The sequence below is a fragment of the Thermoanaerobacterium thermosulfurigenes genome, from assembly GCF_051201035.1.
In the GTDB taxonomy this organism is placed as follows: domain Bacteria; phylum Bacillota; class Thermoanaerobacteria; order Thermoanaerobacterales; family Thermoanaerobacteraceae; genus Thermoanaerobacterium; species Thermoanaerobacterium thermosulfurigenes.
This window is the reverse complement of the sequence record NZ_JBPODR010000037.1, coordinates 1-13,825: the sequence shown is the minus strand read 5'-3', so window position 1 is coordinate 13,825 and position 13,825 is coordinate 1. Positions and strand designations below refer to the sequence as shown.

The following is a 13,825-nucleotide window of genomic DNA, read 5'->3' as shown; positions in this document are numbered from 1 at the left end:
AAATCTATAGCATCAAGACCAATAATAGACAAAAATATATTGTGGATAAAATTGAATATCCCACAAAAACAGGACTTGCGCTATATATTCATGGGTTCTGACTCAATATACAAAGGAAGACTTATCGATAAGATTCCTTGGAATTTGTACAAGATATCTAAGCAAGCATAGCCGCTTTTCATGAATCGAGGTGACTAATTTTGCAAAAGAAATATTTAAAGACAGTGATATCGCTTTTCATCGTGTCGGTACTAATAATAACGGCAGTAGGTGGCTACTTTTACGTAGAAAAGCACAAAAAATCATCACAGGAGACTAAAGCTAAAGTTATAGAGGAAAATTCAAATCTTCCTAAACCTATAAAGCTTAACCTTCCTAAAGACGGAAGCCAATACGATGTCATAGTAGTAGGAGCAGAGCCGGAAGGCGTCGCCGCTGCAAGGTCTGCTGCAAAAAACGACGCCAAAGTCTTAATAATCGACAAGCACGATGGTCCCGGCGGCCTCATGACGTACGGTATGCTAAATACTATAGACATGAGCATAGGTCCTGACGGTACATTGCTTACACAAGGCACATTCAAAGAGTTTTTTAAAGGCATAGGCTCAAAAAACTCCTTTGATGTAAAAAAGGCAAAAGAAGTATTCTTGAAGCTTTTAAGCCTTCCAAACATCACCCAGTCGTACAATACAACATTTGAAAAACCTATAATGGACGGAAACAAGATAATAGGCATAACAGCATTAAAGGACGGAAAAGAAGTAAACTACTACGGCAAAAGGATAATCGATGCAACGCAGGATGCCTCAGTTGCAGCATCTGCAGGTGTGCCATACACAATCGGCGCAGAAGACATGGGCTTAAAAGGGAAAGTACAGGCATCGACTCTTGTCTTTAGACTAAAAGGTATTGACTGGGACAACCTTATAAAAATAATAAAATACGAAAAAAAGATACCAGCAACGTATATAAACGACACATCTGCAAATGGATTTCTATCCATCACAAAAAACTACAAGCCTTCAACGCCTATGCTTAGGTTAAGAGGTCTTAATCTCGGTAGACAAGATGACGGCACAGTATTAGTAAACGCACTTTTGATATACGGCGTAGACGGACTTAATCAATCATCAATAGAAAAAGGAATGGAATTAGCTAAGAAAGAGCTCCAAAGAATAGTGCAGTTTTTTAGAGAAAACATCCCTGGTTTTGAGAAAGTGCAGCTTGACGGCACAGCAGATGAGCTGTATGTAAGAGAGACGAGGCACATAAAAGGATACTACACACTTGACATAAACGATGTTGTATTCAACAGGGACTTTTATGACAGGATAGCAATAGGCTCATATCCAGTAGACGTACAAGCAACATCACCAGAAGACACGGGATATGTATACGGAAAGCCTGTAGAGTATGCAGTGCCATTTAGGTGCATAGTGCCAGAAAAAGTAGACAACCTTTTAGTAGTAGGGCGATCAGCATCCTACAGCCACTTAGCTGCAGGCTCTGCCAGAACAATACCAATAGGCATGGCAGAAGGAGATGCGGCAGGTGTAGCGTCAGCATACTCCATAGCCAAAGACAAATCATTTGAAGACATCGCAAAGAATGAAGAAGATATAAAGAACATACAGTCCATATTAGTAAGCCAAGGAGCGTACCTTAAACCGTTTAAAGTAGAAGAAGCTGTAGAGAAAAGTTGGGCTTTTGACGGGCTAAAATTTGCCCTTCATTGGGGTCTTATAGTGCCTGGATACACAAATGATTTTAAGCTTGATGAAAACATAAAAAGCATATCATTTTATTATATGGCATCAAACATGATTAAAATGACAATACCAGATAAATCACAGCTCATAGATGATGATTATCAATATCTGCAAAAATACATTGTAGACAAGCCTCTTACGAAAGAAGAAGCTGCAGATATACTATTGACTTATGCTGGATACAGAAATGAGGCTAATAAATATAGTGGTAGTTTATGCGATTTAGCATATGAAAAAGGATTAATATCTGATACAGCATATCAAAAGATGAAAGATACAAAATATGTAAAATGGGAAGATTCATATGACATGATATTGTCACTTCACAATTATCTAAGCAAACTCTGACAAAGTAAAATATATGCAAAAAAGCTCGGTTTTTAGCCGAGCTTTAATTAATTCTGAAAATTAATTATTCTGTTTGCAACAATGCCAAATAAGTATTTAAACTCTTTCACTTTTAAAAGAAGCATCATACCAACGTATATGGCACCACCAATAATGACGATCAAACTTGTAAGCAACAATTCCATCTTAAATCCAACCATGTATCTTGAAAGAAAATTGTTCATTAAAAATACCGCTGCGCCCATGACAATAGAAGATAATACCAATTTACCACCGGTAATTACAATATCGCGTCCACCAAAAGCTCCCATCTTCTTTCTAAAATCCTTCATCAATAATATAGCACAGATTGCGGCAGATGCAGATGAGCCTATGGCAAGACCAGCGATACCTATATATTTTACCAGTATTATGCTTATCAATATATTTACTGCTATGCCTAAAATACTGTTTATCATAGGCGTTCTCGTGTCATTTGTGGAGTAAAATGATACATTAAACACATCTCTTATGCCGTAAAAAATCATTCCTATTGAAAGGTATAAAAGCGCAATAGCTGTAATCTCAACACTATAATCATTAAACCTACCATGTTTAAAAAGTATATCTATTATGTGGTACCTTAAAATCATGATGCCTAAAGTAACGGGAATCATGATCATATTGATATTGTTTATAGCCTTTATCATGTGAGATTTCATGCCTTTATAATCGCCGGTGCTCCCTTCCCTTGACAAAGTAGGAAATATGACTGTCACAACCGACGTGGCAAATGTCCCGTAAAAAGCACCTGTCAATAAGCTGGCATAGCTAAAAGCGGTGATGTTTCCATTCGGCAATCCTGAAGCAAGCCTCGTATTTATGATTATGTTTATCTGATTTACAGATAATCCCACAATGACAGGGCTAATGAGCTTAAGCATCCTTACTATGCGAGGATCTTTAAAATCAATTTTTAGGCTATACCTGTACTTGTTCTTGATAAGCCACGGTATCTGGTTTACCACCTGAAGGCCAAATGCGACTGTAGTGTAGACAGTAAGGCCTACTATGCCACCATCCTTTGCAAAAAACAGCATAAACACTATAGGTGGAATGTCTATCAAAATACCATTTAAAGCAGGTGCAGTAAAGTCGTTAAGAGTCTGAAGAATAGCAGTAAAACCTGCTGACATGCTTAAAAACAGCATGTTTACAATGCTTATTTTGGTCAAATTTACTGCAAGTTGGAACTTCTCACCTGTAAAATTCGACGCCATCAATCTTACCAAGTATGGCGAAAAAATCCATGCTATGACGAATATGGCAAATGAAAACAAAAATAAAATGTTCATTATATTGTTAGCAAAATCAAACATCTCATCTTTGCCACGCTTAGCATACGTCTCATTTAAAAGTGGTATAAAAGCTGTAGATACAGCAACACCTATTATAGAGTAAAGCACTGTAGGAATATTTAAAGACACCGTATATGCATCAGTAGCCCATGTGGTGCCAAACACCTTACCCTGTACAGTATTTTTCAAAAGCCCAGCAAATTTCCCCAAAATCGTTATAAATGCAACAATGCTTGCCGACTTAAACAGTTTCTTATTACTCATACGATCTCCAATCTAACTCGTAATTTTTCTTAGCAGTGATTTTAAGCTTCATAACAATTTTATATTTTACATCGCAAACGGCTTTTAGGCAATACACAGCAATTTCAAAATTGAAGAGTTTTATCGACTAAAAATAAATTTTTTTACATTAATAGCCATTGTAACTTATGAAAAAAACAGATCATAATACTTCTGTATCTTCTCTTCTAAGATGTCCATGCTTATAAATCTCGCCTCTCTTATGACTTCTTTCCCTTCCACAAAAAGAAGCACTGTTGGCACAGTAAAAACCGAAAACTCCGATGATGTAGCAGGCAATTCGTCTATAGAAACATGACCACTGGATATCTTGTCATAATTTAATAGCATCTCTTCAAGTTTTGGAAGCAATGTAGTGCATATACCACAATCATTTGTTGAAAAATACAATAGCGCCATTTCTTCATCATTCACAAATTTCTTTATATCGTCAACTGCATATAATTTTTCCATCATCTTTGCCCTCCGAAATTATTTTTAAATCTAACATATAAAGTATTTTACCACAAAGCGAAAAATTTTTATATATCTTGCCTTAATATTAAAATTTGATTTTCAATGGTGATATAATATATTATGTAAAAATATACTAGGAGGGATTTAGATGCCATTACCACCATTTTTGTCATCTCTTGATAAAAATGATCCTGAATTTGCATCTGCAATAGAAAAAGTCTATTCTTATGCAATGGGACCAGGCTCATTAGACCAAAAGACAAAATTGTTAATTGCACTGGCTATTGATGCATTGCACGGCGCTAACCTTGGAGTAGAAAACATATCAAATCAACTGCGAAATATGGGGGTAAGCGAGGAAGAAATAAAAGAAGCAATTAGAATCGCATACTTCGCATCCGGAAATACAATATTAGCTTCATACATTTCTGCTTTCAAAAACAAATAACCATTAAAAAGTGAGAAGCTTTAATGAAATTTAAGCTTCTCACTGTATTAAAAATCATATAGTAGAGGTGAACACAAATATGGATAATAAAGAAAAACTGATACATTCATATATTAACAAGAAAGTCTCCAAAAATATCAACGAAGAACACAAAGATTCCCTGACATTTGGCGATAGGATGGCAGATAAATTAGCAGACTACGCTGGCAGTTGGTCTTTTATATTTACGTTTGGCTTTCTGCTTATCGTTTGGATGGTTATAAATAGTGTCGCTCTTATAAGGCACTTTGACCCATATCCATTTATACTCTTAAATTTGGTTTTATCCTGCCTTGCTGCAATACAAGCTCCAATAATCATGATGAGCCAAAACAGACAAGAAGCAAAAGATAGGTTAAGAGCACAAAATGACTACGAAGTCAATTTAAAAGCAGAGTTAATAATAGAAGACCTACATACAAAAGCAGATAAAATCATTGAAAATCAAGAAAAAATACTGAAGCTTTTAGAAAGTCAAACGCAAAAACAATAAATTATTGAATCCTCCATCTAATCCATCCATTTTGATGCAAATAGCGTAAATATTTGTTTAGTCTATCGTATGTAGGCTCAGCTTTATCGCCGTAAACTTCTTTAAGCTTAATGCCAATGTCATAAACAGTTCTTTTTCCGTCAATAAGCTTCCAAACGGTGCTGCCGATTTCATCAAGCTCTATCGTAGTTATCTTTGGTCTTTTGATAAAAAGCCTTACCAACCGCTCAACAATTTTATCATGCCTAAACAAAAGCTTGACTATGTTATCATTCTCTTCCCACATAAGTTTTTTTGAATGAATAGGTACATAAAGCATGAAATTGTTGTTCTTTTTAGCCATTTATCACATCATCCTTATATTATCGTGTTTTTTTATGCAGTCACTAAAATATATTATATCACACATTTATTTGTAGAATATCAGTGCATTACTTAAATCCCTACCTGGCTTTGTTAAATACTCACCTTTAAAATAAAGCCCAGAAGAAGCACCACCATCAAGATTCATTGCATTGTATGCACCTAAATCTTTCATTATCTGTGCCAACTGATACACAGTAATCTCTGGTGTAGTCACAAGAAGAATGTCACCTTGTGCCGTTACTCCAATAGCACTTCTTGCATATGATAAGCTTACGATTTTATCCTCTGTAAAACCCTCTCCTACAGGGTCTACACTGACCACACCATCTTTAACAAGAGTAGGACCTGCTCCTACAGCCTCAACAACATCAGACCAGTCAACTGGATTTCCACTATCATTTGTAAAGTTGATTTTATAGTCAACTGTCTTGCCTACATTGAATACTTTAGCCAAGTATTCCTCGCTGCCATTGAGATTTATGACATATCCATCTGCAGGAATATTTACATCTTGATTTTCTTTAATATCTTTAACAACGCCATTTTCTACCACAATATTTATTCCATAGTTGAAGCCAAGGTGACTGCCCCACTCAGATGTAAATATATATACCGAGTTTATAGAAGGTATGTGATTGAAACCATAAGCATACCAATTATTTGGCCAGCTATAAGAACCATTAGTCCCACCTACAATACTTATTCTCAGCTTATCCATCTTCACCTGCCCATTAGCCGTAAAGCCAAAGACAGATCCTACATTAACTATATGCACAACTTTGCCATCTTTGATTATAGTATTCCACGGTACCGGATCTCCACCATAAGCATTGAAAAATGTACCGTTTATTGCAATATCTGCATTATAGTATTTGGCCATGTCATATAGGCTCTGTGTAGTACCTATCTGATTATTTGCCAAAATAACCGCAGGTTTATATGGCGAGTTGTGAGGTATTCTTACACCCGTCACAACAACACCATCAACTTTCTTAGTAAAACTTGTCGCATCTAAGCTATAATCAACCGCTTTAACATAAATATATGAATTATTAAAAGGAATAGCAGCAGTTTGCGTACTATCATCCCATTTAACTTGATTATCACCAATCAATTCAGCCAAAAACCGAAGTGGCAAAAAGGTTGATCCATCTTTTATTATAGCAGGCACCGGCATATCTTTGCCTTCTCCATTGACAACTGCATTTGTACTGTTAATCTTAAGCACGATTTGAAGGCTGTCTTTTATGATTTTAACTGTTTGAGTATCACCATCCCATTTTACATCTGCCCCCATGCTCTGAAATACACCTCTGGCAGGCACCATCATATAGCTATTATTTTGGTATGTATACAAAAAACCATTGTAGCATGTATCAGCATAAACATGTGAAAATATAAAAACCAAAATCAAGAGTACAATAATTTGTGGAATTTTTTTCATATCAATTGGAACAACTATTATCTAAGTGTTATTCCTTATCCTCCTCTCATTTTATAGAAATAGCTTATAAGAAATTATAGTTATTATAATACTTTATTAGGATTCGACATATTTTAAAAAATTCCTTCTTAATTTTTGTTAATTTTTGTGGGAGTAATTGCTGATGTAATACGCGTTATTATAAATCCTACTATTATTAATAAAACAGGTCCACCATAGTCCTTTAATATAGGTATTATTGCTTCACTGAAGCTTTTAGAATCGACAAAATCTCCCCAACCAGCGCCGAAAAATGCAAATATACCAAGAATAAGAACTATTCCAGAAGCTATAATAACTATTGATTTCGACTTAATCATTTCAAATGGAGCGTGATTTCCTCTCATTCTGAAAACCAGATATGCAGCTCCAAGTACAATGTAAGGAATAACCAATGAAAGTGATGATAAGTTAGTAAGCAATACAAAGAAATCATTTATTCCCTTTAGTCCTACAAGAGGGACTGCGATAAGCACAATAAGAACTGCACACTGAATCCATAATGCATTAACCATAGTTCCATCTTCACGCTTTTTAGTTATAAATTTTGGGAATGTACCCTCTGGAACTTCTGAAAACATAGCTCTAAGTGGTGATTCCATCCAAACAATATATGCTGCAATAGAAGTTATTGTATAGATAAGTGCATATATTTGAACAGCAAGTTTACCACTTCCTAGTCCCCAGTTATGTGCAAGAATTTTATATACAATATATCCTGCATCCTTTAGTCCTGCCTTTTCAAGTACCTCCGGTGATGCAACAAAGCAAACTGCAAGTGAACCAATAATGTACGCTAGAGCTATAAATATAGTAGCTATAATAACACCTTTAGGAAAAGTTTTCCTCGGATTATCCACATCTTTAATATAAGTACCAGCTACTTCTGCGCCTGCAACAGCCAATAATAACCATGAGAATGTTGAAAAATATGATGCATTAAATTCAGGAATAACGGTCTTGGCAGTAAATGTAGTTGCAGATGGATTTTTACCAATTATTACTCCAACGATAGCAAATACTATAAATATGACAGTTGTTGCTAATGTTAATTTTCCTCCAATGTCGCTAATTTTCGAGAACGTTTTTACACCTAATGTAGCTATATATGTTAAGACAACTACTAAAATTAAACTTAAATAAACAAGGATAGCTGGATTTGTAAATCTATTTTCACCAAATAAAGCCCAAGATACCATAACAGGTATTCTTGCAAAAACCATTTGAAGATAAAAAAGGTTTGCTACAAAATAAGACCATGTACCTATAAATGCCCAATTAGGACCTAAAGAACTATTTATCCAAGTATAAATACCACCTTCTTTATCTTGATTTGCAGATGCTAACTCTGCAATCATAATCGATAATGGTAAAAAATATAATAGAGAGACAATAAGCCAAGATGGAATTGCAGCTGGTCCTAATGCAACAGCATTCGTCGTAATGTTATTAAATCCAAATGTTGGTACAAAAGTTAGCATTACTAATGACCATAAACCAATTCTTTTTTTGCTATGCAAAATTTACCACTCCTTTTTTATAGAATTTATAGTTTTAAACTAGCTTTTCTAAAGCACTTTTTATTCTTTCAAGACCAATTTTGATATTTTCAACTGAAGTTGCGTAGGATAATCTAATATAATTGTCATTTCCAAAAGGTTGTCCAGGTATTATTGCCACATTAGCTTCATCTACTAAATATTTAGCCATATCAATTGAATCATTTATAATAACATTTTTATAAGATTTACCAATATAATAATCTATGTTGACATATACATAGAAAGCACCTTTTGGTATTATGTATTTAAGCCCTCTAATATTATCTAGCAATGACAGAATTAAATTTCTTCTTTTATCAAATTCTTTTTTCATTTCGTCTGTAAAATCATGACCTTCTTTTAAGGCAGCAATACTAGCATATTGTGCTATTGTATTTGGATTAGAAGTAGTATGACTCTGTATATTGCTAATTACCTTAGCTATTTTTAAGCTTGATGCACTATAGCCAATTCTCCACCCTGTCATTGAATATGCTTTTGACATGCCATTTATCACTATTGTTAAATCTTTAATTTTTTCATCTATAGATGCAATACTTACGTGTTTCCCTTCATATATTAATTTTTCATATATTTCATCAGAAATTATAAATATGTTATTTTCAACCGCTATTCTTGCAATTTCTGATAATTCTTCTCTTGAATAAATTGCTCCTGTAGGATTATTAGGGCTATTTAAAATCAATAATTTTGTTCTTTTTGTAATTGATCTTATAAATTCATCAGCGGAAATTTTAAAGTTATTCTCTTGCTTTGTTTTCACAATGACAGGTTTGCAATTAATCAACTTAACCATTTCAGGATAACTGACCCAATATGGTGATGGAATTATAACTTCATCTCCAGGGTTTAATATAGCAAGCATAGCATTGAAAATAGAATGCTTAGCGCCACTAGAAACAACTATTTGATCTACTGTGTAATTTAACCCATTGTCAAGTAATAATTTTTTGCATATAGCCTCTTTTAGTTCACCAATACCTGACGATGCAGTATATCTAGTATAATTCTTATTTAATGCGTCTACTGCTGCATCTTTTATGAATTGAGGGGTAGGAAAATCTGGTTCTCCAGCTCCAAAACTAATAACGTCTATTCCTTGCGATCTCAATTTATTTGCTTTTGCTGTTATTTCAAGTGTTGCAGAAGGTGTTATTCCCATAGCACTTTTAGATAAAATCATATTCTTATCTCCCCTAACTTAAATATCGTGTTTAATATTATCTAATTTTGATTTAAAAACAGATAATAATTTATTAGCAGTTTCCAAATAATTTTTCCTTTCATTCCATGTTTTTAAAGGATCTAGCAATTGGTTAGGGACATTATCACAATTTTCTGGTATTAATAAATCAAATACCGCATCTTTTTTAAAATTTGTCTTTTCTAATTTGCCATCTAATGCATTTTTAATTATTTCTCTTGTATATTTTAGTTCTATTCTTTTACCAATCCCATAAGGCCCACCTATCCATCCAGTATTTATCAGGTAAACTGTTGTATTATTTTCTGCAATTTTTTCCTTCAATAAATCAGCATATTTCTTGGGAAATGACGGCAAAAATGGTGCCCCAAAACATGGCGAGAATGTCGCTTGAGGCTCGGAAATTCCCTTTTCTGTTCCAGGTATTTTGCTCGTATAACCCAATAAGAAATAGTCAACAGCTTGTTCACTTGTCAATTTGGCAATTGGAGGTAATACTCCAAAAGCATCGGCTGTCAAGAAAAATATAATTTTAGGATTTCCTCCAATTCCATTTTTAGATCTTCTAGAAATATATTCAAGAGGATATGAAGCTCTTGTATTTTCAGTTACTTTACTGCTTGTATAGTCCGGTACATTATTCGTATCATAAACTACATTTTCTAAAATTGTTCCAAACTTGATTGCATTCCATATTTCAGGTTCACTATATGGGGATAAATTTATACATTTTGCATAGCAGCCACCTTCAAAATTAAAAATTCCACGCATAGACCATCCATGTTCATCGTCACCAATCAAATACCTTTCTGGATCTGTTGATAAAGTTGTCTTTCCAGTTCCAGACAATCCAAAAAAAAGTGCTGTATCATTATTTGGACCTATATTTGCTGCACAATGCATAGGTAGTACATTTCTTTTCAACATCATATAATTCATCATTGTGAAAACGGATTTTTTTATTTCTCCAGAATATTTTGTTCCACCAATTAAAATCATCTTTTCCTCAAAACTTATAATGATAAATGCTTCAGAATTTGTTCCATCAACAATTGGGTCAGCTAAAAAATTAGGAACACAAATAACTGTAAAATCAGATTCTTTTTTTAGTTCATTTTCACTTTTAGGATTAATAAATAATTGATGTACAAAAGCATTTTGATAAGCATATTCATTAACAACTGTAAGTTGATATCTATATTGCGGATCTGCACCAACAAAGCCTCTAAAAACATATAGCTTTTTATTTTTTATATAATTAACGACTTTGTTATAAATTTTTATAAAATTTTCTTTTTCCATAGATTTATTATTTGTCCACCAAATATCATTATGAATAGACTCTTCATCTACAATGTATTTATCTCTTGGTGATCTTCCAGTGTATTTCCCTGTATAAACGTCAAATGCACCATTTTCTAATAATTTTCCTTCATTATTTTTTATAGCTTCCTCTATCAAGTCTGAAACAGGCATATTATAGAGAATATTGCTAGAATTTTCTAAAACATCATCTATATCAAGCATAAACAATTCTCCTCTCAAGCATCATAAAGGTATACTAACATTGCAATGCTCTTAATATGCAGATTGAAACATTCTTTTAATTTCTTCATAATTATTTGAATATCCTAAGCTCAACATCAACTTTATTCTTGCTTTAAGCCCATTGAGATTTTCACCCAAAATAGCTCCTATTGATACTAACTCTTTACCTCCACCCTTATATCCATAAGTGTCAAGCACACGACCAGTAAGACACCGAGAAACTATAACAACAATAACATTATTGGCTACTGCATATTTGATTCCTTCTACCATAGTAGGCGTTACATTACCTCTTCCTGTACCTTCAATAACTATTCCTTTATCTCCAGAGTCAACGCAAAACTTTATTAATTTGTCATCCATCCCAATTACAGTCTTTAAAAGGCTAACTTTCTCTTCTACTGCATCAGTTAAAATTTTCTTCTGCGGTATTATGTTTCTGTAAAATATGACTTTATCGGTATCCACAAAGCCAATAGGACCTAACATCGGACTGCAAAAAGCATCCAAGCTGCTGGTACTAATCTTGACAACTTCACTGGCAGCAAATATCTTATTATTAAACACAACTAATACGCCTTTGCCAATAGATTTTTCATTAATCGCAACTCTAATTGATGCCTTTATGTTATTTATCCCATCATACTCATCTTCAGAAATATTTCTCATTGAACCAGTCAAAATAACTGGTTTAGAAGAATCCAACGTTAAATCCAAGAAATACGCAGATTCTTCTAAAGTGTCAGTGCCATGTGTCACTATAACTCCACATATGTCACTTCTATTTAATAGACTCAGAATTACACTTTTTAATTTTTTTAATAAGTCAATTGTAATATGTGGACTTGGATAATTCCCAAAATCAACTATTTCTATTTCAACATCATCAAAATGATTATTAAACAATTTCATAATTTCATAACCTGTTAATGCTGGAACAAAAGAATTTTTATCTTTATTCATCGCCATAGCAATAGTTCCACCTGTAAATACAATTGCAACTTTTTTGCTCAAACTTTTCACCTTACCTCTTTGATTAGATTAATCCGTCATTCAAACTCACTATTTTAGCCTCAACATCAAATCTCCATTAAATCTTTTGGTGAATTTGTAAGATCTAAAACATTATTTTCTTTTATTACTACCATATCTTCAATCCTAACTCCTCCAAAATTTGGTATATATATTCCTGGCTCAACCGTTACTACCATATTGACTTTTAAAATACCATTCTTATTTTTAGCCATAAATGGTGCTTCGTGTATTTCAAGTCCAACACCATGACCTAATGAATGTCCGAAATATTCACCATATCCTTCATTTTCTATGATACTTCGTGCTAGATAATCTCCTTCACTTTCTTTTATATTTGCTTTTAAATTTTCTATGGCATTTCTTTGCGCATTTAACACAATATTATATATCTTTTTTTGTTCTTCTGTAGCTTTACCTATGACTACTGTTCTAGTCATATCTGAACAATATCCATTATATTTACATCCAAAATCAAATGTAACAAACTCGCCATTTTCTATTGTTTTTTCAGATGCTTTGCCATGTGGTAATGCAGATCTAAATCCTGAAGCAACGATAGTATCAAAAGATGTACCTTCTGCACCCTCTTTTCTCATGTAGTATTCTATTTCAGCAGCGATATCTTTTTCTTTCATTCCTACTTTTATAATGCTCAAGATATGTTCAAATGCTTTCTCAGCTATCCTTTGAGCTTGTTTAATATTTTCAATTTCTTTTTCATCTTTTATAGAACGAAATGACTCTATTATGTTATTCAGTGGTTCTAGCTGAATTTTGCAAGTTTCTTTTAGCATTGAATAGGTTTCATAAGTCATATAACCACTTTCGAAACCTAATTTTTTTATTCCAGACAAATTGATACATTCGCTTACCGCTTTAAACATATCACGATTATTGTCTATTATTGAAAAGCCATCTGTCTCAATTTTTGCCTGTTCAGTATATCTTGAATCTGTAATGAAAAAAGCTTTATCTTTTGTAACAATAGCAATACTATCATCTCCTGTAAAACCGGTTATGTAAGATACATTTGCCGGTTTTGATATGTAATAACCATCAAAATCGTATTGGCTTAGCAAATCTTGTAATTTTATTAAACGTTTATTCATATTAAAATCTCCTTTTCATTTTCACATTTATTTTTAATATATTGACATATTTTATAAATCTTTGTATTTTTCTTAAATAAACGGGAGATTTTCTATCCCTTTAGGTCCTTTTGTTAACTAATAATTCTACTGTTTTTATAATTATTAAACCTTTACTCGCTACATAGGTAATTAGCATAATAAGCAATATTCCTAATAATCCAATAACTTGAGTCGAATTTAGTCAAAATAATCTGAGAGATGAGGTTTTGTCTGTGCCAAAAATTATATTAGAGATATTTATAAAAATTGTTGAACAAATGCTGACCATCCATACAACATATGA

At 33.2% G+C, this 13,825-nt stretch carries 12 protein-coding genes and 1 pseudogene; 4 read left to right on the top strand and 9 right to left on the bottom strand.

Annotated elements, in window-relative coordinates; genetic code table 11:
- Positions 1 to 171: pseudogene (locus HNR52_RS11090) on the top strand (PIG-L deacetylase family protein); the annotation flags it as partial.
- A 29-nt stretch (positions 172 to 200) separates the two neighbouring features.
- Positions 201 to 2,117: an FAD-dependent oxidoreductase gene (locus tag HNR52_RS11085; RefSeq protein ID WP_435620598.1), complete on the top strand. Its 1,917-nt coding sequence runs from the start codon at positions 201 to 203 to the stop codon at positions 2,115 to 2,117.
- Positions 2,118 to 2,164: 47 nt separating this feature from the next.
- Here HNR52_RS11085 and murJ read toward each other — a convergent pair whose 3' ends face one another.
- Positions 2,165 to 3,718, bottom strand: coding sequence for a murein biosynthesis integral membrane protein MurJ (murJ, locus tag HNR52_RS11080; protein WP_435620597.1), 1,554 nt, complete (start codon positions 3,716 to 3,718; stop codon positions 2,165 to 2,167).
- A gap of 165 nt (positions 3,719 to 3,883) precedes the next feature.
- Positions 3,884 to 4,210 carry a thioredoxin domain-containing protein gene (locus HNR52_RS11075; RefSeq protein WP_041592206.1) on the bottom strand — a complete coding sequence of 109 codons (327 nt, stop codon included), beginning with the start codon at positions 4,208 to 4,210 and terminating at the stop codon, positions 3,884 to 3,886.
- A 151-nt stretch (positions 4,211 to 4,361) separates the two neighbouring features.
- On the opposite strand from HNR52_RS11075, the gene HNR52_RS11070 reads away from it, so the two are divergent.
- Positions 4,362 to 4,661 (top strand): carboxymuconolactone decarboxylase family protein, encoded by a 300-nt coding sequence (locus HNR52_RS11070; protein ID WP_435620596.1) that lies wholly within the window; start codon positions 4,362 to 4,364, stop codon positions 4,659 to 4,661.
- A gap of 79 nt (positions 4,662 to 4,740) precedes the next feature.
- Positions 4,741 to 5,193: a DUF1003 domain-containing protein gene (locus HNR52_RS11065; RefSeq protein WP_435620595.1), complete on the top strand. Its 453-nt coding sequence runs from the start codon at positions 4,741 to 4,743 to the stop codon at positions 5,191 to 5,193.
- A gap of 1 nt (position 5,194) precedes the next feature.
- On the opposite strand, the gene HNR52_RS11060 is transcribed toward HNR52_RS11065, so the two are convergent.
- The 7 genes from HNR52_RS11060 to HNR52_RS11030 all read right to left on the bottom strand — a co-directional run bounded on the left by HNR52_RS11060 (position 5,195) and on the right by HNR52_RS11030 (position 13,500).
- Positions 5,195 to 5,536 carry a PqqD family protein gene (locus tag HNR52_RS11060; RefSeq protein WP_013787638.1) on the bottom strand — a complete coding sequence of 114 codons (342 nt, stop codon included), beginning with the start codon at positions 5,534 to 5,536 and terminating at the stop codon, positions 5,195 to 5,197.
- A 66-nt stretch (positions 5,537 to 5,602) separates the two neighbouring features.
- On the bottom strand, positions 5,603 to 7,003 hold the full coding sequence (locus HNR52_RS11055; RefSeq protein ID WP_435620594.1) for a phosphodiester glycosidase family protein: 1,401 nt from the start codon (positions 7,001 to 7,003) through the stop codon (positions 5,603 to 5,605).
- 128 nt (positions 7,004 to 7,131) lie between these two features.
- A complete protein-coding gene (locus HNR52_RS11050) occupies positions 7,132 to 8,562 on the bottom strand; it encodes an amino acid permease (protein WP_435620593.1) in 1,431 nt (476 codons plus the stop codon).
- Between the two features lie 34 nt (positions 8,563 to 8,596).
- Entirely contained in the window at positions 8,597 to 9,787 is a 1,191-nt protein-coding gene (locus HNR52_RS11045; protein ID WP_435620592.1) for a pyridoxal phosphate-dependent aminotransferase, read from the bottom strand.
- A gap of 18 nt (positions 9,788 to 9,805) precedes the next feature.
- Complete coding sequence (gene pckA / locus HNR52_RS11040; RefSeq protein ID WP_435620591.1) at positions 9,806 to 11,335, bottom strand: phosphoenolpyruvate carboxykinase (ATP); 1,530 nt, start codon at positions 11,333 to 11,335, stop codon at positions 9,806 to 9,808.
- Positions 11,336 to 11,386: 51 nt separating this feature from the next.
- A complete protein-coding gene (locus HNR52_RS11035; RefSeq protein WP_435620590.1) occupies positions 11,387 to 12,379 on the bottom strand; it encodes an asparaginase in 993 nt (330 codons plus the stop codon).
- Between the two features lie 56 nt (positions 12,380 to 12,435).
- Complete coding sequence (locus HNR52_RS11030; RefSeq protein WP_435620589.1) at positions 12,436 to 13,500, bottom strand: M24 family metallopeptidase; 1,065 nt, start codon at positions 13,498 to 13,500, stop codon at positions 12,436 to 12,438.
- Positions 13,501 to 13,825: the final 325 nt, after the last annotated feature.

Coding starts and splice junctions, on each gene's coding strand:
- murJ (WP_435620597.1), bottom strand. CDS start 3,718: ATGAGTAATAAGAAACTGTTTAAGTCGGCAAGCATTGTTGCATTTATA.
- HNR52_RS11075 (WP_041592206.1), bottom strand. CDS start 4,210: ATGGAAAAATTATATGCAGTTGACGATATAAAGAAATTTGTGAATGAT.
- HNR52_RS11070 (WP_435620596.1), top strand. CDS start 4,362: ATGCCATTACCACCATTTTTGTCATCTCTTGATAAAAATGATCCTGAA.
- HNR52_RS11065 (WP_435620595.1), top strand. CDS start 4,741: ATGGATAATAAAGAAAAACTGATACATTCATATATTAACAAGAAAGTC.
- HNR52_RS11060 (WP_013787638.1), bottom strand. CDS start 5,536: ATGGCTAAAAAGAACAACAATTTCATGCTTTATGTACCTATTCATTCA.
- HNR52_RS11055 (WP_435620594.1), bottom strand. CDS start 7,003: ATGAAAAAAATTCCACAAATTATTGTACTCTTGATTTTGGTTTTTATA.
- HNR52_RS11045 (WP_435620592.1), bottom strand. CDS start 9,787: ATGATTTTATCTAAAAGTGCTATGGGAATAACACCTTCTGCAACACTT.
- pckA (WP_435620591.1), bottom strand. CDS start 11,335: ATGCTTGATATAGATGATGTTTTAGAAAATTCTAGCAATATTCTCTAT.
- HNR52_RS11030 (WP_435620589.1), bottom strand. CDS start 13,500: ATGAATAAACGTTTAATAAAATTACAAGATTTGCTAAGCCAATACGAT.